Origin of the sequence: Blastococcus jejuensis, assembly GCF_039534705.1 — a bacterium.
Taxonomy (GTDB): domain Bacteria; phylum Actinomycetota; class Actinomycetes; order Mycobacteriales; family Geodermatophilaceae; genus Blastococcus_B; species Blastococcus_B jejuensis.
Map to the genome: position 1 here is coordinate 113655 of NZ_BAAAVV010000003.1, position 23846 is coordinate 137500.

The 23846-nt window shown below is 66.3% G+C and carries 19 protein-coding genes; 7 read left to right on the forward strand and 12 right to left on the reverse strand.

What is annotated here, in order from left to right:
• Position 1: 1 nt before the first annotated feature.
• The 4 genes from ABD644_RS07645 to ABD644_RS07660 all read right to left on the reverse strand — a co-directional run bounded on the left by ABD644_RS07645 (position 2) and on the right by ABD644_RS07660 (position 5753).
• A complete protein-coding gene (locus ABD644_RS07645) occupies positions 2-1423 on the reverse strand; it encodes an ATP-binding protein (RefSeq protein ID WP_344688153.1) in 1422 nt (473 codons plus the stop codon).
• The gene (locus ABD644_RS07650; protein WP_344688154.1) at positions 1420-3666 is read right to left on the reverse strand and encodes a TerB N-terminal domain-containing protein; all 2247 of its coding nucleotides are present in this window, start codon (positions 3664-3666) and stop codon (positions 1420-1422) included. Before ABD644_RS07650 ends, ABD644_RS07645 begins: the two co-directional genes overlap by 4 nt.
• Positions 3667-4159: 493 nt before the next feature.
• The gene (locus ABD644_RS07655; protein WP_344688155.1) at positions 4160-5185 is read right to left on the reverse strand and encodes a PIN domain-containing protein; all 1026 of its coding nucleotides are present in this window, start codon (positions 5183-5185) and stop codon (positions 4160-4162) included.
• A 286-nt stretch (positions 5186-5471) separates the two neighbouring features.
• On the reverse strand, positions 5472-5753 hold the full coding sequence (locus ABD644_RS07660; RefSeq protein WP_344688156.1) for a hypothetical protein: 282 nt from the start codon (positions 5751-5753) through the stop codon (positions 5472-5474).
• Between the two features lie 266 nt (positions 5754-6019).
• Here ABD644_RS07660 and ABD644_RS07665 point away from each other — a divergent pair, with 266 nt between their 5' ends.
• The 3 genes from ABD644_RS07665 to ABD644_RS07675 are packed head-to-tail and all read left to right on the forward strand — an operon-like array spanning position 6020 to position 8767.
• Entirely contained in the window at positions 6020-6655 is a 636-nt protein-coding gene (locus tag ABD644_RS07665; RefSeq protein WP_344688157.1) for a hypothetical protein, read from the forward strand.
• 8 nt (positions 6656-6663) lie between these two features.
• On the forward strand, positions 6664-7908 hold the full coding sequence (locus ABD644_RS07670; RefSeq protein ID WP_344688158.1) for an AlbA family DNA-binding domain-containing protein: 1245 nt from the start codon (positions 6664-6666) through the stop codon (positions 7906-7908).
• Between the two features lies 1 nt (position 7909).
• Positions 7910-8767, forward strand: coding sequence for a hypothetical protein (locus ABD644_RS07675; protein ID WP_344688159.1), 858 nt, complete (start codon positions 7910-7912; stop codon positions 8765-8767).
• A 483-nt stretch (positions 8768-9250) separates the two neighbouring features.
• On the opposite strand, the gene ABD644_RS07680 is transcribed toward ABD644_RS07675, so the two are convergent.
• The 3 genes from ABD644_RS07680 to ABD644_RS07690 form a co-directional block, all read right to left on the reverse strand.
• Complete coding sequence (locus tag ABD644_RS07680) at positions 9251-9676, reverse strand: hypothetical protein (protein WP_344688161.1); 426 nt, start codon at positions 9674-9676, stop codon at positions 9251-9253.
• Between the two features lie 456 nt (positions 9677-10132).
• Complete coding sequence (locus ABD644_RS07685) at positions 10133-12481, reverse strand: S8 family peptidase (RefSeq protein WP_344688162.1); 2349 nt, start codon at positions 12479-12481, stop codon at positions 10133-10135.
• Between the two features lie 220 nt (positions 12482-12701).
• Positions 12702-13520 carry an AAA family ATPase gene (locus ABD644_RS07690; RefSeq protein ID WP_344688163.1) on the reverse strand — a complete coding sequence of 273 codons (819 nt, stop codon included), beginning with the start codon at positions 13518-13520 and terminating at the stop codon, positions 12702-12704.
• Between the two features lie 759 nt (positions 13521-14279).
• Between ABD644_RS07690 and ABD644_RS07695 the strand changes: the two genes are divergently transcribed.
• Positions 14280-15350 (forward strand): hypothetical protein, encoded by a 1071-nt coding sequence (locus ABD644_RS07695; RefSeq protein WP_344688164.1) that lies wholly within the window; start codon positions 14280-14282, stop codon positions 15348-15350.
• Between the two features lie 95 nt (positions 15351-15445).
• Here the strand turns inward: ABD644_RS07695 and ABD644_RS07700 are convergent, their stop codons facing one another.
• From ABD644_RS07700 to ABD644_RS22695, 4 genes are all read right to left on the reverse strand, one after another.
• Entirely contained in the window at positions 15446-16813 is a 1368-nt protein-coding gene (locus ABD644_RS07700; RefSeq protein ID WP_344688166.1) for a hypothetical protein, read from the reverse strand.
• 177 nt (positions 16814-16990) lie between these two features.
• On the reverse strand, positions 16991-18316 hold the full coding sequence (locus ABD644_RS07705; RefSeq protein WP_344688167.1) for an IS110 family RNA-guided transposase: 1326 nt from the start codon (positions 18314-18316) through the stop codon (positions 16991-16993).
• Positions 18317-18739: 423 nt separating this feature from the next.
• A complete protein-coding gene (locus ABD644_RS07710) occupies positions 18740-19036 on the reverse strand; it encodes a hypothetical protein (protein ID WP_344688168.1) in 297 nt (98 codons plus the stop codon).
• Positions 19037-19375: 339 nt separating this feature from the next.
• A complete protein-coding gene (locus tag ABD644_RS22695) occupies positions 19376-19834 on the reverse strand; it encodes a GNAT family N-acetyltransferase (protein ID WP_425547409.1) in 459 nt (152 codons plus the stop codon).
• A 76-nt stretch (positions 19835-19910) separates the two neighbouring features.
• Between ABD644_RS22695 and ABD644_RS07715 the strand changes: the two genes are divergently transcribed.
• The 3 genes from ABD644_RS07715 to ABD644_RS07725 all read left to right on the forward strand — a co-directional run bounded on the left by ABD644_RS07715 (position 19911) and on the right by ABD644_RS07725 (position 22890).
• Positions 19911-20399, forward strand: a complete 489-nt coding sequence (locus ABD644_RS07715; RefSeq protein ID WP_344688170.1) for a hypothetical protein — start codon at positions 19911-19913, stop codon at positions 20397-20399.
• Between the two features lie 200 nt (positions 20400-20599).
• Positions 20600-22450, forward strand: a complete 1851-nt coding sequence (ftsH, locus tag ABD644_RS07720) for an ATP-dependent zinc metalloprotease FtsH (protein WP_344688171.1) — start codon at positions 20600-20602, stop codon at positions 22448-22450.
• An 80-nt stretch (positions 22451-22530) separates the two neighbouring features.
• Entirely contained in the window at positions 22531-22890 is a 360-nt protein-coding gene (locus tag ABD644_RS07725) for a DUF1003 domain-containing protein (protein ID WP_344688172.1), read from the forward strand.
• Positions 22891-22900: 10 nt separating this feature from the next.
• Here the strand turns inward: ABD644_RS07725 and ABD644_RS07730 are convergent, their stop codons facing one another.
• Positions 22901-23827, reverse strand: coding sequence for a metallophosphoesterase family protein (locus tag ABD644_RS07730; RefSeq protein WP_344688173.1), 927 nt, complete (start codon positions 23825-23827; stop codon positions 22901-22903).
• Positions 23828-23846 lie beyond the last annotated feature (19 nt).

The window sequence follows — 23846 nt, forward strand, 5'->3', positions numbered from 1 at the left end:
CTCACAACTTGAACGTCGCGAGGTCGTCGTCATCTGATGCCGACGCCAATCCGGCGGCGTGCGACTCCGCCTCCGGCCCGGCCTGCCCCGCGAAGCCCGCATTCGCGCCCGCCTGCGCGGCGCCGTCGTCGTCCGGCAGGGGCGCGAGGTCGGGATTGGACTCGGTCACGAGGTTCACCGCACCGACCAGCGGCGCCCAATCGGTTCCCGGATTCTGCTCGAGCACAGCGAGCAGGTTCACGAACTCCTTGATGGTGGTTCGAGGCGTCCGGAAATACGCGTCCCCGATGCGGCTGGAGCAGTGGGTCATGAACGCCGTCAACGCGTCATCGGGAACCAGGTAGGAAGTCGGGTCGCCGCCGGCGAACACATGCCGCAGCCGGGTCAGGAGCAGGTAGAAGTCCTCGGGGCTCAGATTCGCCAGGCGCAGGACGGGCCCGGAGTGGTCGACGAGGCCGTTGGTGGCGTAGGTGTTCTCGGCCAGGCGAGACTGCAGGGCCGCGTACGAGTACAGCCCGCGACGGGTGTCGAGCAGAAAGTCCGGGGTGCCGCCGAGAACGAACCCGAGGTGGGCGGCGGTGCCCTGCAAGCTGTCGTTCAAGATGCGCAGGATCTGCTCGTAGTTGGCGTTGCGCGCCTGCGTGTTCGCGAGCTTGTACAGGTTGACCATCTCGTCGAGGGACACGAGTAGACCGCTGAATCCAGCCATGACGACGAACCTGGCCAGTAACTTCAGCTGGTCATAGAACGTGGCGTCGTCGACGATCGTGCGAACTCCGAGCGCCGCTCGAGCATCGGTCCGGGTGCTGAACTCGCCTCGCAGCCATCGCACCGCGTCGCTCTTGAGCTGCTCGTTGCCGGTGTCGTGCCCGCGCCAGTACGCGCCGATGACCTCTGCGAAGTCGTATCCGCCGGTCAACTCCGACAACGAAGTCAGCCGCCCCCGGATCACCGCGTCCGGCGTCGTCCCCGACTCTCGCGCCTCGGTGAGCGCGGCGGTGATGAACCGCTCGACGATGCTGCCCATCGCCCCACCGTCCGGCTTCGCCCGGGTGGCGATGTTCCGCATTAACTCGGCGTACAGGGACCTGGCCTGGCCGCCGGTCGCGTGCAGCCGCCGGTCTGGTGCGAGGTCGGCGTGCACCGTGACGAGCTTGCGTTCCATCGCGATCGACCGCACGAGGTGCAGGAAGAACGTCTTGCCAGAGCCGTACTCGCCGATGGCCAGGCGGATGGCGGAGCCTCCGTCGGCGATCCGGTCGATGTCGGTGAGGAGGGCCTTGACCTCGTCGGCGCGGCCGACCTGCACGTGCTGCTGACCGACGCGTGGAACGACACCGGCGCGCAGCGCCTGCAGGATCGCATCACGCTCCCGAGGCCGGATCGTCGTGCCGGCTGGACTGGCTGGGGTGGAGCTGGTCATGCCTGCATCTCCTGGGCTACGCCGGGGTCGACGGTGATGGGGTCCTCGCCGTCGACGAACGGGTCACCGACCCGCTCGTAGGCAGCTTCGTTCAAGGTGTCGACGGCGCCGTCGGGCAGAAGGCCCAAGGCCGCGCACTCGACTTCCAGCTCGGCACGGGCCCAGCTGTCGCGCCCGGCCAGCACCGTCAGCAGTGTCGAATGAGCGGCGTCGAGTCCGGCGAAGCATGGACCCGTCGCGGGCGGCGGCGTCGGTTTCGGGGCGTCGTCGTCCGTGAAGATGGAACCAAGCAAAGCGGCGACGGCTGACGTCTCGGCGAGCTTGGCCGCGACCGTCGCCGCGTCGAGCTGTACTCCGGCGGCCGCTCCCCCACCGCGTGCTGCGCCGAGATCGGACCCGGGACTCGGGGCCGGCGGGATGGCATAGGCGTGCGCGCCCGGCGCCGCAGCCCTCACCGTCACGGGCGCGACCGCGGCCGTCCTGATTCCTCCGGTCGTTGCGGCGTGGACACGGCTGTAGACCGACGCAGGATCAAGGCCGAGCAGCTTGAAGACCTTCGTCAGCATCGTGATCTCTTCTGGGGTCACGAAGCCATCGGTGGCAGCGACCGTGGTGAGAAAGTCCCCGATGTTCTCGCGCTGTCCTTGGTCCAGCGCGGCCAGCCGCTTGGTGAGCCCCGTTAGCTTCACCGGTGTGGCCAGCAGCCAACGCAGGTGAGCGTGCAGTCGGGCACGTTCGGCTGCGTCGAATCCCAGAGCGGTCTCGAGGTGCGCCATCAGGTGCGAGGTTTCCGCATCGGACACATGCCCGTCGGCTGCAGTGACTGCGGATGCGAGGTGCATCAGCAGAGCCGCGGCCTGGTACTCGGAGCTCGGCGACGCGGGCTGGCCGGCTTCGGCACGGAACAGCACGACGGCCCCGCTGGGATCCGGCACAGGTCCGCCGTGGCGGACGTCGGGCTCCAGGCCGATGCCGCGGACGCCGAGAAGCTGCGCCAGCGCGATCGCCTCGGCCTTCGCGACCTTCCCCGGTGTCGCGAGGGGCCAGAAGGCGAGCAACTCGCCGGCGTCGATGACCGCGCTGGCTTGCCCATCGAGAGCGGCATCGACAAATGAGCTCAGGCGGGCCAGGTCCTCGCCGCCGGCAGAGTCAGTGAGCTCAGGCGGCAGGAGCGCGGCCGCGGCCAACGTCCCGCGCCCGTCCGGATTACGACCGAGGTAGCGGCTGTACGCATCCAAGCTCGTGGTGCACTCCTCCACGAGAGCCGCCAGCTTCTTACTCGGAACCGCCTGCGTCAGGACATCGGGCAGCGTCGTCGACACCTCCGCTCGGCCGATGCCGGCACTAGCCGAGCGGTAGTCGAACTGCAGCACCTTCTTCGTCGCCCTGACGGTGAGTCCGGCTCCGTGCTGCGCGGCGTACCTGGTCCGGAACAGCGTGTCGAACTCTGGCGCACATCGGGTAGCGGGAGTTCGCGAGTAGATTTCCGGGTGGTAGTACGCCCAGGCCAGCGCCCAGTCCGCGGAGACCGGCGTCCCGGTGACAGCGAGCTCGCCCAGACCGGTCCGCAGCGTCATCGGCACCTCCCACCGATCGCCAGTGCGAGGCGGGGGCGTCAGGTCGCCGGTGCTGGTCGCGCTGAAGTCCAGGAGCTGCAGGAACCGGGTGGCGTAGCCGCGGAAGGATGCGCTCTCGCCGTAGATCTCCAGCAGACGCCGCACCTCGGCGGCGATAGCTGGCAGCTCGTGGCTGTCCTCACCGTGCGCGGTGTCGACGAGCACCCGCCGCTCGAGGCCGTAGAAGAAGAGGAACGGCCAGCTGATCGGCACGTTCGGTTCGCGTCGGCCACCCGCGAGCCACGTCAGGTACGCGGCTCGCGCGCCAGGGGTGATGTCGCAGTAGGCAGGCCAGTAACCCACGGTTTCGGCCGCCCAGTCGGGCCGCCGGAAGTCGGCGGGCAACCGCGGGTCGATGAGTGCCGGGTCCTGGCCGAAGCCGTTAGCGGCTGGCAGATGCCGACCGACGTACAGCATTCCTCCGGGGAGCGTAAGCGAGCCGACCGCCACTGCGGAGCCCGGCGGGACCCACCCGCCCCTGCCCGGTCTACCGACCTCTGCCCGGGGCGGCGGGCCGGTTAGCGCTGGAGCTGACGGCGGTGAGACCCACGGCGTCGGCTTCGTGACCGGAGCCGCCGCCGGAGCTACGGCGGACGCACTCCGCTTGAACCAGTCTCTAAGCCCCACTGCGTCCCCCGCACCCGCTCGTCAAGCCCCGCCTGGGCGCCGCAGCGCTTCCCCCGCGACAGACGCAGGCTAGCGACCGAGGGGGACATCCCGGTCTTGATACTTGGCGCGGCGCAGGATCTGCGGGGACTTGGGTGGCCACTTCAGCAGTCGCCAACGCGGCTGACGCCGCAAGTCAGGCCGTAAGCGGGCTCGGAACAGTGATTGAGCCCCATAACCGCCAGTCACATTCGTGAGGTCCGCCGCGGTTCTTTTCAGGTTGATCCATGCCGCTCAGAGCGCAGACCGGATCCAACGGACTCAATGGACGGGACGGACCGGGCTCCACGTTTGCACCATCGGGGCGCTACGGAGCCTCCTGCGTCCTCGGTGCTCCAACTGCAACCAGGGCGGCGGCGTCAGGCCCGCTGAGCTCGGGGAGACAGGTAGAGACATCGCGTCGACCTCTCCTTCGATCGAGACTCCGGGCAGCGCCCGATTATTTGGCTTGGCCTCAGGCGAGACCATGTGCTCGCAGGAATGCGGTCAGCTGACTATCCCTCAACGCTTTCAGCCGCCGCCCAAGCTGCCACCGATAGCGCTGGCCGTGGAGGAACTCTGGCTCCTCGGTGAGCACTTGCCGGACGAGCTTGAGAGGTGGTCCCTCAGCTTCCGGGAAGTGATCCGCCAGCGCCTGATGTATGTCGACGGCAAGCACCGGTTCGTCAGCACGAGCCAGGATCGTGGCAATCATCTGCTTGGCCCCTGCTGGCTGCGCAGGCTCAAGCACGACTGCTTCAAGGTCGGCTAGGGCACGATGCTGCTCGTCCTGGAGGCGTGAGAACTCGTCCAGGAGCGGCGTGAAAACTTGGCCGGCAACCTCTCGCCGCCGACTGTCCCTGAGCAGCCATACCACTCCCCCGACCAAGGCCAAGGCCCCGACCCAGCCTGGGAGCTGGATGCGCCGGCTGAAGGCTGTGGCCGCCTTGAACGAGCCAACAGTAGGGAGGCTGACGCCGAGAGCTAACCCCTGTTGATGCGCGAGCGTCTCCGCCACCGCCACAGTCGAGCCAGCGACCTCGCGCCATTGGTTGCCCGCAAAACCCGGGCGGCGCAGTGACTTGTCCTCCGACAAGACGACGCACGGGGCGATCAAACTGGCTAGGTGCGCGGTCGGCACGTCGGTCATGTCGGTGACAAGCAGGACGCGTTCGTCATGTCCAAAGCCGCTGGCGACGCGAACCCAGCGGATATGCGGCAGATACGCCGTCTCGAAACAGGCTCGCAGGGCGTCGATGGACAAGCCTGTCTCCGCAGCGTGCTTGGGAAGACCCTTGTAAACCTCCCAGTAGACGTGCTCCGAGGCCAGCACCGGCAAGCGGCCACCCTCGCTGAACCGGGCGATGCGGGACGGCCAGTCATTCAACGCGTGGTGGCGGATGCTGCTCAGTAGCGCGTCGGCGTCGAGGACGGCCGGCACGCCCGGCGTAGAGCTGTAGGGGTCGAGCCGGACGAAGCTCGGCCGCTCATGCCCGGTCACCCTTCGCACCATAGGAGGCATCACCGACAGCCGGCCGACTCACCGTGCCGACAGTCGAGCGCGGCGCACACTGCCAGGGCGGCTTGAGGGGGTCCGGGGACGTTCGTCCAAGTACATATCTGCAGGTCAGCCGCACGTCCGATCCTGGGCAGACACCCGCGAACGCCAATGAACGCCGTCGTTAGGCCACCACGGTGGCATCATTTTCAGCTGCGTGACGAGGGTCGGACCCATCCGTCTGACATCCCGTCGGACTGGCCGCACCGTCCGATGACGGTGCGGCCAATCACTGTGTCAGGCCTCCGCTGGCGGAGTCTGCGAAGAGGCGGTCCCGCGACTGGTCGGCACGCGACCGAATGTCGCCGAGGTCGACGCCGACGAGTTGGCCCTCGTGCTTGACGATCCGGCCGGCGACCATGACCCTCTCGAGGTTGGCGGGGTGCCCGGCGCCGACGATGTTGGCGGCGAGGTCGTTGGCGGGCAGCAGGTTCGCTGCATGAACGTCGACGACGATGAGGCCGGCGTCCTTGCCGGGGTGATGGAGCCGGTCTTGTGTCCGAGGCCGCACCCCTCGGCGCCGTGGATCATGACGAACTCCTGCAGATCGACCGGGGTCGCGGCCGACAGCGCCTCTTAGGCCTCGGGTTGCCTGGTGATACGTGCTGCGGCGCTTGGGGGCCTTTTGCGCCGCCGTCCGCCGGCCCGAGCGGCGACCGGCGATCGGAGATGCCGTCTGGCGACGGTCGGTCGTCGGCCCCCGCATCCCCTGGAAGCGTCGGTGCCCCGTGACAGGCTCAAGGCAGCTACTTGAGAACGGATGAGATGAGGCGCCCGGTGTCCAATCTGCACCCGACGACGCACTTGCAGGCTGCCGCCTGGGTGCCAGACGACGATCCCGAGCGCCCATGGGATGAAGCGGCGGATCTCGCCGCTGACTGGATCTGGGAGCGTGGCGAAGTCGAGGGCGTCAAGCCGCTCTTGATCACCAACACCTTCCAGAACGCCAAGGGCATCGAGAGCCTGGAAGTGATCGCTCGAGAAGGTGGACAGGCCACCCCACAAGGCAAGGAGCGATTCGAGCGCGGTCCAGTACTCGCGTACGTGCCGGACGAACGAACTCTGAGGCTCGCTCTTAACCTGGCCCGCGGCTACTCGCTCGCCGTCGTCGAGACCGTGAGTTTCCCGCTGGCTGAGTGGGCAGCTGGCGCTGATGCGATCAACCTGCTCGACGGGAGCACCAGCTCCAGCGGCTTGTCGGACAAGGTCAAGGCGGACCTCGACCATGCGGTGTTCTTCGGCGGCAACAACGCGTGGACCGGGCCTCACGAGAAGGCACACGCGCGCAACCACCTCGTGAGTCACGTCCGGGCCAGCCGGCTCACGCCGGATCAGGCGGCTTCCTACGTTATGGCCAAGGGCGTCTCCGACAAGGGCGCTAAGCGGCTGCGACTGCTTCTGGAGAAGGGCTGAGTGAGGTCGTGCCTTTCACAGCACTCCACCGCCACCTCGGTGATCCGCCCGGCCCGCTCACCGACGACATGATCGAGCGCGCCATCGCGCAGGAACTCCATGAGACTGACGACCTCGACTGGAAGTCCGAGCTTCCACCGCTCGGCGCGATCCCGAGCTCCGACTTCCCCAAGGACGTCGCTGCCATGGCCAACAGCGGTGGCGGCACACTGGTCTTCGGCGTCACCGAAGCACACAAGGCGGCTTCCGGGCGCAGGGACACTGGCGAGCTGACTGAGGGCTTTGAGCGCGGTCTGCGCAGTGGCGCCGTGACCGCGGTGAGCCCGCCGATCTTCGGGCTCGAGGTCGTCCAGATCGGAGATCCGGGTAATCAGTGTGTGGTCGTAGTCATCCCACCAAGCGTCGACGGACCGCACCTGATCTACAAGAAGGACTACTTCGGGGCACCGATCCGCAACGATGCCGACACCGTCTGGATGAAGGAGCGCCAGATCGAGGCAATGTACCGAGCACGCTTCGATGACCGCCGGCGAAGCGCCGAGGTGCTAGACAAGCTGTACTCCGAGTCGGCCGCAATGCGCTCGCCCGACGGCCCCGCCTGGATTGTGGCCGTCGCACATCCGCGACTGCCGTCGAAGCTCCCGAACCGGCCAGACCAGGCGGTAGCCAGAATGGCATTCGAAGAGGCTGGCAAGAACGCCCTCGTCTACGTCGGACGAGGCAGACTGCACCCGCTTGAGAACGTCGATCGGAGCAACCCCCGCCCTGGACTCCGCCGGTGGACGGCTCGCCCGATGATCGACGGCGACAGCCAACGCTGGAAGGAAGCCTGGTCCAGCATTCACGACGACGGCTCAGTGAGCCTCGCTGCGGCGGTCGGTGGTCACCGGCGTTCGAGCACCGAGCACAACGACGACCACGTCCTCGAGTCGAGGGACGTCGAAGTAGCTATCGCCGACTTCATGGGCCTGATCCGGGAAGCTAGTGACCGGCTGGGACTCGGTGAGTACGAGGTCAAGGTCGGGTTCGAGTGGAACAAGACTGAGCGGCTCCAGATCTGGACCACTGACGGGATGAACTACTCGTACTCGGGGAGCACGATCCCGCTCGCGCAGTACACGCCTGTCGAGGTGACCGTACGAGCAGACACAGATAGCCGCGATTTCCATCAACAGGTACATGACATCGCGCTCGACTGCGTGAACCAGGGTGGCATCGCCCACGTGCAGACCATCTCACAGCCGAAGGCGTGACGTGCAGGAACTCTACGATCTGGCATTCGCCAGACATGATCGCGCGAAAGATAAGCGGCGCGAGTTCGGTGAGTACTGGGCGAAGTACATCTCGGTGCATCCATGGGACATTGACGTGCGGAATGTCGACCCGTGCACGCTGGAGATCCTGGCCGTCACGCGAGAGCCTGCGCCGGTAGAGCTTGCGCTGATCTTCTCGGAGTGGCTGGCCGCTCTGCGGGCCGCACTAGACAACGCGCTGTATGCACTGGCGGCAGCCACATCGGGACAGAACCCGCCGCCGCAGGCCGAGCGGATCCAGTACCCGATCTGCTCGACGCCCGAGGAGTTCAAGAAGCAGGCAAGACGCCTCTCGACGTTGCCGCGGAATGTCATAGAGGCGCTCGAGAAGTCGCAGCCGTACCAGTCGCCGTACGGACCCGAAAGTAACCTGACCTATTGGATCCATGAGCTGGCACGCAAGGACCGGCATCGGTCGCTGCATGTCGGCCTCGGACGGGTCGATGAGCACCGAGTCCGCGTTGCTCCGCCGCCCGGCGTGACCATCGAGTTCGACCAGACGGTCAAGCCGTACAGCCACATCGAGGGTGAGTTGGTGTTGGGGCGGATCACCGCCAGTCGACCAATTTGTCCGAGGGAGATCGAGGCCGACCTGCGCGGAGTGGCCATCGCGCCGGAGATCCATGCGTGGGCCGAGTTCACCCTTGGTGGCAAGAGCCAGTCGCTGCAGGACCGGATGGTCTACACAGAGATCTTCACCCGGAATCACCTCGAGAACATCGCCTTAATGGGCGGCGCGGTGCCACCAGACGGCTTCAGGACGTTCGATCCCGACGCTCCGCCCGAGAACGATGAGTAGCGGAAAACCCCACTCAGTTCAACCACAGTGAATAGCCCAGGGCGTTAAGGCTAAGAGTAGACCTCGTTTGAACTCGACTCGCCCGGTACGGCCCGAAATGTCGACACCCGGCTGATTGGGCGCACGGGTTCCAACAACGCCCGTTAGGTTTCTGTCTGGACACCTAGCGGGAGCCTATTAGAACTTGGCGGAGCCGAGGGGGAGTCGAAACCCCTCACCCAGACACTGCCAGGCCGACCTGACGACGTTCGCCAAAGTTCGCCGGCGTCCGAAAAGGCTCCCTGACCAGGGGCTTCGTCGCTCTGCCGAACGACAGCGAACGACTGTGAACCAAGATCGATTTGGGCCAACTGCAACCACCCACGGCCCGGAGATGCGCCCCACTCCGCTCCGGTGGCCACGCTCCGGGAGGCGATGGTGCGGGCCGAGTGGGAGCGAGGGGCCACTGACGAGGCGTTCATGACGGACGCGCAGTAGCAGCCGTTAGACCTTGAAGACGCGGCGCACTACGTCGGTGTGAATCGCGAACTCTCCGTAGATGTCCCAGTCGCCGACCCCACCGTGGTTCGCCCCTCCGCACTGGCACTGACAGTGGAGCGCGTTCTCTGGTTTGCCGTTCTGACAGAGCGGTCCGCATTTCTGCTTCTGGGCGGCGTCCGTGACAACCGTTGTCTGGCCCGGTCCGAACCGATCAACGCATGCGGCAAGTAGTGCGTCCGCGTGATCGCGGACGACTTCCCAGACCCCGCCGCCGAGGTTCTCGAGCTGGATTCGATTGCCGAGAACCTGGCGGAGCCACCGGGGGTTCGCTGCACGGTTCTCTGGATCGAACGGAAGGATGACTTGTGCGCGGCCACGCACGGGCACCCAAATGGAAGGAGGGTGCCGCATCTCCTCGGGCCGTGTCATGTCTCAAAGGCTAGACCGACCCGGAGTCTCGGGTATCGCGCTTTCAGGCTCGCCGCCACTTAACGGCGGCGGATGCGACCACAAGCCGACGCCGACGGCTAGGGCGATCGCGATTCAAAGTCCGACGCCGTCCCTTCGCATCGCCGCCGGTCCAAAGATTGACTTGGAAGGCGACGGCTCCACCGATGAAGATCGAACCCACTGCTTGCGCAAGGTCGGAGGCCGCTCCTGCTCGGTCGCGTAGGATGCCGATCCGGTCTGCCGCCTGTCGCACGTGCTCGGGACTCGGGCGTTCGGCCTTCGCGCGCTTCGCGATTCTGTTGGCCTCTGCGATCAGGTCCTTGCCGTACACGTCCATGATCGCGAGAACTTCCAATTCTCCGAGACTAGGAGTTGAAGCGGGCCGCTGCGTGCCTCCGCCGCTGCCCCCGCCCTCCGGAGCGATGCGTAACTGACCTAGCCTCCAATCTCCGCCGTTAGCTCGATCGCTTGTTCGATTGTAGCGCGCAGCTCAGCGTAGATGGCCCGGTGGTCCTCGTCCCGCTCAAGGGCGATCGCCAATGCATAGTTCTGCAGAGAGTCTGGCGTAGCCCAAAGGTTAGTGCTCTTAACGGCAAAGATCAGGTCGAGACCCCTTTTATCATCGAGGCGCTGACTGAAACGCAGGCGGCCCACCTGGTTTGCCCCGCGACTTCGCCATTGAGTGGACGGCAGGAGCTTAATCCTGTAAGGCGATAGTGCAGGAGGGGCCTCACTCGGCGCCCCTTCGTCGTCGTCTCCCGCCTCAACCACTGGGCTGGCCACCTCGGACTGGGGGGTATCGATGTACGCCTTGGCCACCTCTTCCAGGCTCACCCCTCGGTAAGCGGTAACAGTGAGTCGGCTTGCCAGGTAGTCCAACCTCGTCGCGCGCGCTTGTGGGTCAAAGGCAAGAGCGACTGCTACCTCGCGCCACCCGCCGCTTTCGAAGAATGAGGAAGGCAATGCCACAGAATATAGGTGCACTCCATCAACAGGAATCGACGACTCGGAAATCAGGACCGCGCGGTGATCGGTTGACGACGATGCTCGTATTGCATCCGGACGACCGAAGCCGGTGAGCCGATGCTGGGCCCAGCGCGCGTCCCGCGCGGCAGGTACTTCGTGTACGTGCTCCACCTCACGCACCGAAGCCAACATCAGCGCCCTAATACCGTTGCCCGTGAGCTCAGCGTTCTGAGCAAGAGCACAGGCAGCAACGTGCGTGACCAGTGGCGCCGCCAAGCTAGTGCCGACGCCGAGGGCCAACACCCTCTCCGCAGGCAGAGCATTCGCGCCGAGCACTTGAACAGTCACGTCGCTCACGAGCCGTCCCAGCGAGGTGTCGAACGCGAAGCTACCGGCAGGCGCTACCAACTCTGGCTTGATCATTTCGCCTGCGCCGGGCCCCACCCGTGTCACTGGACTCGGCAAGTTCGGCCGACCCAAAGGTCGGATGTCGACACTGCTTCGCGGTGGATGCGCACCTTGGCCTGCGTCAGGAGCCAGTCCCCCGACCGTCAGAGCAAGTGCGGAGCTCGCTGGGTCCAGCAGGCCTGCCTGAGAAGCATCGAGGAGTTCCCGCAGGTAGTCATCGGGCTCAGCTACCGAAGAGTAGTCGTTGATGCTCATGTTGCCCGCAGAAACGACCACCACGACGCCAGTCCGCTTGATGTACTCGTCCAATGCCGCCCCGAGGGGCGTTCCCCTCGGCGGCTCAAACGGGCGGCGAGGGTCTCCGATGCTCACATTCACGATTCGTGCGCCGGCCTGGGCGGCAGCCTCTAGCGCCGCAAGTAGGTCCGTCTCCCACAGAGACTCTTCCGGGAACTGTCCGGTGGAATCAAGCACACGGATCGAAATCAACTTGGCGACCGGCTGAACGGAGCGCTCACCGAGGAGATCTTCTAATGGGCCATAAAGAGCAAGGCTTGCAACGAAGGTTCCATGACCGTTCTGATCATCGCTATCTGCAATACCAGCCACCGATGACGCCTCCACTACAGCCGGAGCCAAGAGGGGGTGTCCGTCACGGATTCCACTGTCAATGACGGCGATAACCGGCGCATCATCCGACGGGGGCAGCACCAGAGGCATGTCGCCAGCGTGTGTGCTGCGCACTTGAGGCAGGGTCAGACCAGGGTGGGGTAGGACATCTATCCGTCGGACGTGATCTAAGGACGCCAGATCATCAACTCGCCCCACAGGGATGGTGGCGCGGATCAAGGACAAGCCTACGCCAGGGCGAACCGTTGAGTCCTTAACGAGGCCGCCAGACTCAACGATAGCTTCGCGGACAAGCTGGTTCCTTCGGCGGGCGTCCTCATCTTCTTCTGGACACCAACACTGGACGTCGACAGATACAAACGTGTCGCTAGAAGCATTTCGGACAGCAGCAGCGAGCGCCGGTGTTATCACCTCGTCGAGACCATAGTCCGTGATTTCGTCGACGCAGTCGAACAGGTCTTTGTACGTTGCGTTTCGAGGCAACTTCAATGCAGCATCTGCGGACGAGCCTTCTTCCCTCTCACCCTCCGCCGATTCCGCGTCGTCCGCGCCTTCGGACTCTTCGGAGCCGTCCTCCGTGACGGCACCCTCGGCCGCACTAGCCGCATAGCGTTCCAGCCGGGCCCTAAGGCCCCGAAGATCGGGGTCAGTGATGCTGGCTACCACTATGCGGTCAGGAAACCTGTCGAGCACCTGCAGGTCCGCAGCGCGCAGGAACGACTCCTCTGGGATGCGGTTGCATCGGAGCACAGCCACCGACTCCGGCGTGACTCCGAGCACGGCGTTTCGATTCGCATGGATTGCGCGAAGCTGATCCAGCGAGCGGCGGAGATCCGCAGCATGTCCTGGTCGATCGCCGTAAACCGTTTCCCGCGCACGCCCGGTAGCGCGACGCTGTCGTTCCCCCGTTGGAGCCTGCCGCGGGAGGCGAAGGTGAGGATGCAGGTTCACCAGCGGCAGGTTCAGTTGACCTTCTGTCACGCAGTGAGGCTAGGGCACTTCAACGTCCGCGTCCGAGACGACTCGAGGTCTCGCTAATCCGCTGCCTGCGCAACTGGCGAAGCCAGGCGCGGTCGGCATCCGTCTCAGTGAGGTGTCCGTCGCCTCGGAGAACCGCCTCACGGATGAGGTCCAGGCACCAACGCTCGATATCGGCTGGACTGAAGTTTGCCAGTCGCTCTGCCCACGCAGACGTTTCAACATCGTTCGGCAGGACTGACAGCTTCTGGGTGATCAGTGCCCGGACATTGGACTTCGACAGCATGTCCATGTTGATGACTTCGTCGAATCGGCGCCACACAGCCTCATCAAGTAGATCAGGATGGTTGCTTGTAGCCACTATGATTGACTCACCGCGAACTTCTTCAAGCGACTGAAGAACCGTAGCAACCACGCGCTTCAATTCACCATGGTCGCCACCCGTGGCCCGCTCGGCAGCCAGGGCGTCAAACTCGTCGAGAAGCAGCACGCAGGGCGTGTGTTCGACGAAGGTCGCCACAGCCTCGATGTTCCGAGCGGTTTCACCCAAGAGCGACGACGTCAACGAGGCCAGACTCGCCGTGGCGACGGGAAGAGACAATTCTGCGGCAAGAGCATGCGCGCTCATGCTCTTCCCGGTACCTGGCGGCCCGACGATTAGCACACGCTGGCGCGGCTTGATTCCCGTCGAGAGTAAGACCCCTCGCGACAAGTTCTCGCGAACCAGGTCGTCCAGGGAGGCGCGGGATTCGGGCTCAAGGACGAGATCTTCCATCGAGCGAGCCGGCTTACTCATGCGAAGGAGAATGCGGTCGTCTTTGCCCTTCGGCAGTGGCTTCATGGAGAGGCTAGGAGTTACGCCAGGCTTGCGAGGGTCGCGTAGGGCCCGTTCGAGATCACTCGCAAGAAGGCCGTGATTTTTTCTGCGCTCGTCTTCAATCACCTGGTTGGCGGCGTGCAAGAAGCCGCTGTGGTCGTTTGCTGACCACGCTAGGAACATCCTCCGCAGGAGATCGCTCCGTGCCATCATGTCCTCCGTGACGCCGGGCCAAGCGCTCGCGGATGGTCTGTGCTGGCGTTCCGCTTCCCGATGCAAACGACAAGCAGTCTAGCTAGCGACGAGCAGGCCTCCCGCGCGCGGCTAAGTCATCAGAGCAGGGCCCTAAGACTGTTTCGGACGGACCAGCGCGTTCTGAAGCTGAGCGCCCGAATCGATGCGCTCGAGCACCGATGACAAGTGCGAGTGGTGGCAGTCCACGACCCTGGGGACTGCGATCTCAAGTCTCCCTCAAGCGCTTGCACCGACGGCTCAGCCAACCACGACCACGGCCACGGCTTTCCGTCAGGGTGCAGGAGTCGGTTGGACGGCTCGCGATCCGGACCGTGACCAGCGATGCTCTGTGCCAAGAGTGCGGCCGTAGGGCTTCAGGAGCCTCCGCTGGAGGGGTCAGGTCAAGCGCATCGAGGACGACATCGCTGACGCCGAGCGGCGGCCATCCAAGCCCAGTTGGCTACCGGTGCTGGCGCGGCAGAGCCATCTGCCTGACCGGGCCCGGACCATCGACGGGACCGCCCCTAGTCGCGAGATCGCGCCTCAGTCATGACTCGCTTCGCCATCCCATATGAGGCCAATGACTTCCCTTCCACGATCCCGTCGCTGGGGCGCCTGTCCTGCTCATGGCCGGGGCTTCTGCGCTCGGCCACATCTTTGGCCGGCAGCACGATTGGATCCTCCCGGAGCGGCTTGTCCTGGCTACCCGGCGTCGCGTTGGAGTTTGCCTGGCGCGCAGCCCTCGTTGGCGCCAACCTGCGGCAACGTCGAAGGGGCGGGCAACCGCTGCTGCAGACGAGCCAATACCGGGCCCTCGATCCGTCCGAGAAGTCCGCTGTCAGCTTCTTTCTGGGACAAGTCTCAGCCAAGCACTTTGCCGATTATCTGCTAAACGCTCCTATCTTCGCCCGCGTCGACGAAGCCATGAAAGCGGCCGGCTTACCCCTCGTCGGGCGCAGACCTGACTTCTACGGGTGGGGCCCTGGCGTCGGCGTTATTGCAGTCGAGGCGAAGGGACGCAGTGGCATCTGGAGCAATCAGACCATGCAGAAGGCGAAGAAGCAGGCAGGAGACCTGCCTCGCGTACTGGGTGGCGGCGCTCACACGGCGATCGCCCACATGGCCTACTTTGAGCGCCGGCATTGGAAGGCCTGGCTACTCGATCCATCCCCTCGGCGACGTCAGCAGGACGGTCCGCCCTTGGAGGCCGTACTGCTGGCCTACTATCAGCCCTTCGCGCAGTTGTTGGAGGAGCGCGGCGCCGGAGACGCTTCGAACCACAACGGCGTCACGTACGACATGGCCGAACTTCCCGAGGTAGACCTGCGGATCGGGCTACGTCGGGACCTGCACCAAGCTCTCTTGCTGCCAGGCCGTGCGTACCAAGAGCGTGGCGCGATGCTGCGGCGCTCGCTCGACGACTCGGACTTGGAGCCAATTTCCCAAGAGCACTTTGCCGAGCAACAACTCATTTCCGTGAAGCAGGCCGCCCAGCTCGCTGAGGAGGAGGCGGAGACCGGGCGCAGTACAGGCGCGGACGGAGTGATGCTTCAGGCTGGCGCCAGCTGGACCTCGGTCGCCATGTCACTTGAGCCGCCTGAGCGGTACTCGGTCGAGTAATCGCCCGATACCTCAACTTGCCCCTCGCCGCGCACTGCGATGGGACTCCCGTCGGTCCCCTTTTGACGTACAAAGGAGGAACACTGGGTCCTCGCCTACTTCACGCCGCCACTGCTCCCAGTCACGATGATCGAGGTCGATGACGACAGCGGATGCCAGTACGGCGACGTTGATTCAATCTGCCCGTCGGGCATGACGTGGTGATGTGCAGCCCTCGGAAGTACATCCGGGTCGAGCGGATGTAGGGCGTTGGGGTTGTGGTAGACGTCCATCCCTTCCATCCAACTCTCTGGGTAGCCTTCGCTGACGACGTGCACGAAAGGCGTCGGCTCGCTGGCGTCCGGGTCTTGGTCCAGTGCGAAGCCCTCACGGACCAGTATCACGTTCTCAGCGCCGAATCCGGCTGCCACCCCCATGCGATCGAACTTCGCGATCGTCCCGCTGCTGTTGAACAAGACTGCGCTGACGTGCTCAGTGTCGGGCAACGAGAAGAATCCTGATGGGACGTTCTTGGTGCCCCATTTGTGCATGCTGACGGGTATGACTCGGATGTCGAGGGTGCCGTCGTCGCGCCTGATCGGCTCGTGGCGGTTTGCGTACAAGTACGTCGATAGCGCTGATCTCGTCCACGTCATGGACAAGGTCTCGTGGAAGTCCTGGATGGCGAAGACCAGGGGTTTGCCACTGACGTGCGGCTGCTCCCAGTAGCGCTTGGACAACTTGGCGTTGAGCGGGCCGGCGTACCTGATTGGGAGGTAGTGCTCAACGTACAGACGTTTTTCCTCGTCCGTTTCGCGCGGCGGGGGCTCCACTGCGTTGCCCTGGTGATCTTTCGACGGGTTGATCGTCGTGGCCTCAACACATAGGTCGCCAAGCGGTCCCGTGAGGTTGAAGTCGGGAACGCGCTTCTCCGAGGAGATCGCCAGGCCCGCCTCCGTGATGGCGGCGAAGAGGTAGAGCTCCCACATGCGAGCGTCGAACCCTGTTGTCTGGAACTGTTCGACAAAGTTGCCATCGGCATCTTCGTGCCATCGCATCATTGGTTCAATCAGTGCCCGTGCCGGCAGGTAGCCAGCGTGGGTAGCCAAGCGCTCGAAATGAGGGTGCAACTTTTCAGCGGGAACCGCCGACGCGAAGAAGTTGACCACCTCGCCAGATTCGTCACCTTGCTCACGAATCTCGTCGATCCGGTCCGCGAGAGCCCCGCCCATCTTCGCTAGTTGGGCCACCGCCTTGACCGGCTCGGTGTAGAACTCGGTCATATCGACCCACCGGTAGCGTTCGCGAAGGTCCGGAGCCAAGAATACTGCGCTGAACTCCCCATCGGTATCGACCTGAAGAGTTGCAATCAGACCTGACTCGGCCCATTCGAACCAAGCGATCTCCGTGGCGAGTGCCGCCGCGGCAGGGTGGCGTGCATAGGACGCAAGTGCGTCGAAACGGAGCTTTGAGATCTGGCGCACGACATCATCATTCCTTGTCCTGACCCAACGAACAGGATCCGCAGAAGATTGAGATGCCGCTGCCCGCCCCTGGAGTCGCGGCGAGCCGGGTCAGCGCGGCAAGAGCTTGCAGTGCCGGCGCGGTGGCGGCCAGGTGCAGCAGCCTGGTGCACCCGCACGCAACTGGAGATTCCAAGATCACGGGGCCCCACAGACCCGTGAATAGCGGTGTTGCAGGCGCGCGTCAGCGCGGGGCGGGCGAAGCCCGTCCTCCAGTACTTCTGCAGTTGATTCAGGCGGCCGGATCGAGGACCACGGTGTGCCCGAGGCGTTCGAGTTGGGCGACCAGCCGGCGGGCGTGCGCCTCATCGTTACGCCGGGCCAACCAATCAGCGCCCAGATCGGTGTAGGGCTCGTCGCGAGACAAGATGTAGTAGACCGAGACGAGGATGGAGTGGGCGACCGCGACCGCCGCCGGCCCATCCCGCGCCGAGCGGTGAGCCGGGCGAACTGGGCCGAGAGGTAGTTCCTGCCCTTCATCCGGCCCGCCGAGCCGGCGGCCTCGACCAGCATCGAGGTCAGCCACTTGTTGCCGTGCTGGGCCTCGGGCTGGTGGCGCTTGCCGGCCGACTCGAAGACCCCCGGCGCCAGACCCGCCCAGGAGGCCAGGTGCGCCGCGGAGGGGAAGCGGGACATGTCCCCGCCGGTCTCGGCGAGGATCACCTGGGCCACCTTCGGGCCGACTCCGGGAATGGTCTGCAGCAGCTCCAGCTGGTGCGCCCAGGGCCGGGTGGCCTCGGCGATCACCGCGTCGAGCTCGTCGAGGGCGTCCTCGATCAGCTCCAGGCGGTGCAGCATGGTGCGCGCCAACTGCGCGTGCTGGGCGTTGAAGTGCCCGGTCAGCGCCTCGACCAGCTGCGGGATCTTGATCCGCATCTTGCCCTTCGCCATCTCAGCCAGCACCCGAGGATCGCGCTCGCCCTCGATGAGTGCGGTCAGCATGGCCCTTGCCGAGACGCTGGTCAGGCTGGCCGCGACCGAGGACAGCTTGATGCTGGCGTCCTCGAGCATCAGCTCCAGCCTCGTGACTTCCCGGGTCCGGTCGCCCATCAGCTGCACCCGGTAGCGGGTCAGCAGCCGCAACCGGCGGATCTCCGGCGGTGGCACGAACGAAGGCCGGATCAGCCCGTGCTCCAGCAGCTGGGCGATCCACTCCGCATCCCGCACGTCGGTCTTGGGCCGCCGGATCGCCTTGATGTGCGCGGCGTTGCACAGCCAGACCTCCAGCACCTCCTCCAGGCAGTAGAACGCCGGCTTCCAGTAGGTCGAGGTCGACTCCATCGCCGCCAGCGTCACCCCGCGCTCCAGCAGCCAGTCCCGCATCACACCCAGCGCGCGGGTGGTCGTCGGGAACGTTCGCGTCTCACTGCTGCGCCGACCCCGCCCTCCCGGGGTGCGCACGCAGACGGTCAGCGTCGCCTTGCCGATGTCCAGCCCGGCGACCCGCTCATGCATGACCTCCATCGGGATCCCTCCCCTGCATCGACACCGATGGGACGTCGTCCGGAGGGCCCTCTGCCAGGACACAGACCCACGCGCTCACGGCAGCAATCAAGGGGCACCCGAGGGCCCCGCGTCATACACATCTACGGGCTCACCTGCACCACTGTGTTGCGACGTCGCCGGACCCCTGCAGCATTCTCATCAGCAAGGGCAGCGATCAAGATCGCAACCGTTACACGTCTTGCATCTCGGGCGGCGGAAGACGTTGTAACAGGTTTCCTGAAGGTCCGCGCTCACCGCGACGGTCACCAGCAAGGAAGCCAGCACCACGCCCAACGAGTCATGGCAGGCGGCATACGAGTCGTAGCTGCGCGTCGTCCATCCCGCCAGCTCGTCGGCAGCCGCCGGCGCGCCGAGGTGGTCGCATTGCTTCTGCCAGCCGAACTACTCAGGCAGCTGCGGGTCCTCGTCATCGTCGGTGTTCCAGGGCATCGCTGCTAGCTCCGCCATCGACGGGCGGAACCGGGAGTCCTCCCGGCGCAAGCGCACCACCTCACGAGTGAACCAGGCCTCCGCGTCGGCACGCTCTTCGAAGCTCTCGCTGATCGCGATGCTGCCGTCGACGTAGACCTGAACGACGAACTCCTTCGTAGGCTGCCACCAGACCATGGAGGCGCCCCATCGACGGGGCGCTTCGTCATCCAGCCAGTCGGGGCCTCGCTCGAAGGCCAGCCGGGTCATCTGTGGGTGTTCGACGGTTGGGTCCGTCAGCGTCCCGGGGTCAGGGAGTGCGAGCTGGTACTCCTTGAGGTCCTTGTTGCGGCACTTCGCCCAAGTGACGTAACCACGAATCTGTGGGTCATCGGAGTGCCCGCGGTGCTTGCCGCCCTGAGTCCCCCGGCCGCAATGCCAGCAGCGACTCCACCCCTCACCCGGGTCTATGGGGGTCGCGGTCGGTCGGGAGGTCGTCACGTCCTTCAGTAGGTCTTGTAGGTATGCGTGCCGTCAAGATGGTCTGCTGCACGAGCGGGTGGCACCCGGCCCTGCCCTACCCGTAAGCCGGCCGGCCACCGGCGACGGTCAGTCAACTGGGGAACGGGAGCTCAGAACATCGGGACTGTCCCGCGGGGATCCTCGCGGGGTGCGCGCAAGGGGATCGTCAGCGAGACGCCTGCACGCACTCCGGTGCTGGGGCGGCACGGGCTGCAAGAGCCTGCACGACTCGCCGCCCAAGCGCATGACCTCGATCTCGTCCAGACCCCGGTCGTGCCGCCGTCGAAAGAAGCGCAGCGCATGGTCGTTGGCGCGCAGGACCCACCACCCCAAGCGGCCACCGCCACGTTCGACAGCCAGGCGAGCCAGTTGGGCGAGCAGGGCAAAGCCCAGTCCGGCGCCGAGATGCTCGGGTGCAGACGTCCACGTCCTCCAAGTGGCAGACGTACACGTCCTCCAAGTCAGGCCGGGCCGGCCGATGACGGTGCTGCAGCTCGGGTAGTACAGAGCGAAGCCGATCGTCATGAGCGAACGGCTTGAACGCATCGCCCCGAATTGACTCTCATGCTGGCATATGCTCTAGTAGCTCCAACGGCACCAACAACCCCGATGGAGCAGTCCAATGCCGAACGACCTGCACTTCCACATTCCAGCGGGCTTCAGCGGCACCATGACCGTCAGCAACGACGGCCAGGTCACCGTGACCAGCACCGCCCCGTCGCCCTCCGCGCCCGCCGCATCAGGTTCCTGGCCGGGCCTCGGGCCCGACGTCGTCGAGGACCTGGAGGAGATGCTCAAGCGTCAGAAGGACTACACCCCGACCACGCGATCGCGGGAGATCGCTACCACGCTCTTCGAGCGCGGCTGGCAGGTCTCGGTGAACCTGAAGGGCGCCTACATTTTGTTCAAGTACGCAGGCAAGGAGCACGCGGTGTCGCTTTACCTGAGCTCGCTGGACCTCAACAACGCCAAGCTGTCCCAGCGCGACTTCATGAAGAGCCTGCCAGGCGTTGACGTGCACAAGCCCGATGTACGGGTGCCGATCAACGGCGCGGCCTACGACCAGGCCCTCGACAACATCGCCGCCATCGAGAAGTGGGCCGACGGATAGGCCCGTCGGTGCAACGCAGACGGCAGTTGATGACGTCCGCCGAGGGATCGGCCTAGGCGACGCCGTGCCGCTCAGTGTTCGGCGCGCAGAACCGCCGGTGTCCGGTCCGCGCAGGGTCACTTGCTTGCCGATGTCAATCCCTCCACACCGGCTTCGAGACCCCAACGGCGCCGACCGAGGCTCACGTCGCCTCCCAGCCAGTGCACTCTCCAGGCACCTGGAGATTCCAAGATCACGGGCGACACACCTTCTTCACCAACCAGGTCACCGCGGACAACGTGCGCTCGGTGACCTCCACCGCGGAGACCATCCAGGGCCTGTTCCGGACCGCGGTCGGATACCCGCCCGGAACCCCGGGCGCGGCGGCGGTCACCAGCTTCGAGACCCAGCGGCCCGCCTTCGCCCGCGACGACCTGCTGACCCTGCTGCAACAGCACCACGTCGACGTCAACGCCGCGCCGCCCGTGGTGTCCGCGCCCTGGTGGCAACAACTGCTCGTCGGCGTCCTGCCGACCATCCTGCTCGTCGGCCTGCTCGTGTGGATCTCCCGCCGGGCCCTGGCCGGCGCCGGGGGGCTGGGCGGCATCGGCCGCTCCCGTGCCCGCCGCTATCAGCCCGAGGCCGGCCGACGGGTGACCTTCGCCGACGTCGCCGGCATCGACGAGGTACGCGACGAGGTCGCCGAGATCGTCGACTTCCTCCGCCATCCGGACCGTTATCGCGCGATGGGCGCCCAGATCCCCCGCGGCGTCCTGCTCTCCGGCCCGCCCGGCACCGGCAAGACACTGCTCGCCCGGGCCACGGCCGGCGAAGCCGAGGTGCCCTTCTTCGCGATCTCCGCGTCGGAGTTCATCGAGATGATCGTCGGCGTCGGCGCCAGCCGGGTGCGAGACCTGTTCGACCAGGCCAAACAGGTCGCCCCCGCGATCATCTTCATCGACGAGCTCGACGCCATCGGCCGGTCGCGCGGCGGAGGGCACTCCCTGGGCGGCCACGACGAACGGGAACAGACCCTCAACCAGGTGCTGACCGAGATGGACGGCTTCACCGGCAGCGAAGGCGTCGTCGTCCTGGCCGCCACCAACCGGCCGGAGATCCTCGACCCGGCGCTGCTGCGGCCCGGCCGCTTCGACCGGCGGGTCACCGTCAGCCCGCCCGACCTGGCCGGCCGCCGGGCGATCCTGGCCGTGCACACCCGGGCCATCCCGCTGGCCCCTGGCGTCGACCTCGACACCGTCGCCGCCTCCACCCCGGGCATGGTCGGCGCCGATCTCAAGAACCTGGTCAACGAGGCCGCTCTGCTCGCCGCCCGACGGGGACGCGAGCGCGTGGTCCCGGCAGACCTGCAGGACGCGCTGGAGAAGGTCCTGCTCGGCAGCGCCCGGGGCATCATGCTCACCCCCGCCGAAAAGCGGCGCACCGCCGTCCACGAGTCCGGACACGCCCTGCTCGGCATGCTCACCCCGGGCGCGGACCCCGTCCGCAAGGTCTCGATCATTCCCCGCGGCCGCGCGCTCGGCGTGACCATGCAGAGCCCCGAGGCGGACCGCTACGGCTGGTCGGCCGACTTCTTGCGCGGCCGCATCGTGGGCGCCCTGGGCGGGCGGGCGGCCGAGGAGGTCGTCTACGGCGAACTCACCACCGGAGCGGAGCACGACCTGGAGGAGTGCACCCGCATCGCCCGCGCCATGGTCGGACGCTGGGGCATGTCGGCAGCGGTGGGCCCGGTGTCGGTGCTGCCGCCGCCCGGCCAGGAGAACCCCTTCGGTCCGGAGACCGCGGCACCGGCAACCCGACAACTCGTCGACCGCGAGGTGCGCCGGCTGATCGAGCAGTGCCACGACGAGGCCCTGCGCATCCTGCGGGCCCACCGACCGCAACTCGACGCCCTGACCGCACGCCTCTTGGAGGCCGAGACACTGGACGAGGACGAGGCGTACGCCGCCGCCGGTGTCGACCGCAGCGCCTCCGCCGGCGACGACCCAGAGCCGGTCCCCCCGGCCCGTGAGGCACGCGGCCGGGCGGCCGCCCCGACAGGAGGACCGCGATGAGCACCGAGAGTCCCGATCGACCCGATCACCCGGCGGGAAAACCGCCGCGCACGGGTCCCGGTAGCCGCCCGGAGCACCCCGTGGTCACCCGGCTCCGCGAGAACCGGGCCGCCGACCGGCAGCTGCGGGTAGCCGACGCGATCACCCGCTTCGCCGGCTCGATGGCGTTCGTCTACATCCACGTCGCTGGCTTCGCAGTGTGGATGCTCGTGGTGGAATCCAATCCCTGGCCGACGCTGACGCTCGTCGTCTCGCTGGAGGCCATCTTCTTGTCCACCTTCGTCCTCATCGGCCAGAACCGCGCCGCCGCCTTCCAGCAGGCCAAGGCCGACCACGACTTCCTCGAGCAAGAGGCCGAACTCAAGACCAACACCCAGCTCACCCGTGAGATCCACGTCCTCACCACCGAGCTGCACCGCAGAGTCGTCGGCGGCCGGTGACCTCGCCCTGTCAGCCGGCAACGTCGGCCCGGGTCAGGGTGAAGCTGTCCACCAGGTTGCCGTCCTGGTCGATGGCCCGGCCCACGATGCGGTCCCGGTAGACCAGCAGGTCCAGGTAGTGCAGGGTGGCGCTGCTGACGGCGGTGAAGTCCGCGGAGCCAACCCGACGAGTCCCCGCACCTGCGCCGGAGACCACGTAGGTCACGCCCTCCTGCGGCGTGGACCGCTGGTAGTCGTGGTCGTGCCCGGCCAGCACCAGCGGCACGCCGGCGTCGGCGAACAGCGGCCCCCAAGCGCGCCGAACCGCCATGTCCGACCCGTGGTGCCCGGCGGAGTACGCCGGATGATGCATGGCGGCCACTGTCCAGATCCCCCGCGGCTGCGGGGTGGCCAGGGTGGCCCGCAGCCATCGCGTCTGCTCGGCGTCCTGCACCCGGTTGGAATCCAGCACCACGATGCGCAGGGACCCCTCCCGAGCGACGTACCACGGGCGTTCCTGGCCCAGCCCAGTGAGGATGTCCTGCTGCTCGCCGCTGCCGTAGTCGTGGTTGCCGAGCACCGGGAGGAGACGGGTACCGCCGTCGAGCAGAGGGGCGAACGGCGTCCGCACCGCCCGGTCGAGCAGTGCCGCGTCCCCCGCGTCGTAGATGAGGTCACCGAGCAGCAGCACAGCGTCGTAGGGCCGCTGCTCGCCCTCGGCGACCATGCGGGCCACCGTGGCCCGCTCGGCCGCATCACCGGTCCCGGTGTCCCCGGCAACGGCGATCCGCGTCTCCGGTTGCCCGGTGACCGGCGGCGCGTCCTGCCCGGCGGCGGCGGCCGGCCGGTCCGCGGTCAGGTAGGGGACGATGGCCGCCGGCGGACGGAGCCCGAGGTAGGCGACGCCGCCGAGCACCACCAGGCACGAGAGGAAAGCGACCGCGCGGCGACGACTCACCCCTCGAGGCTCCGCATCG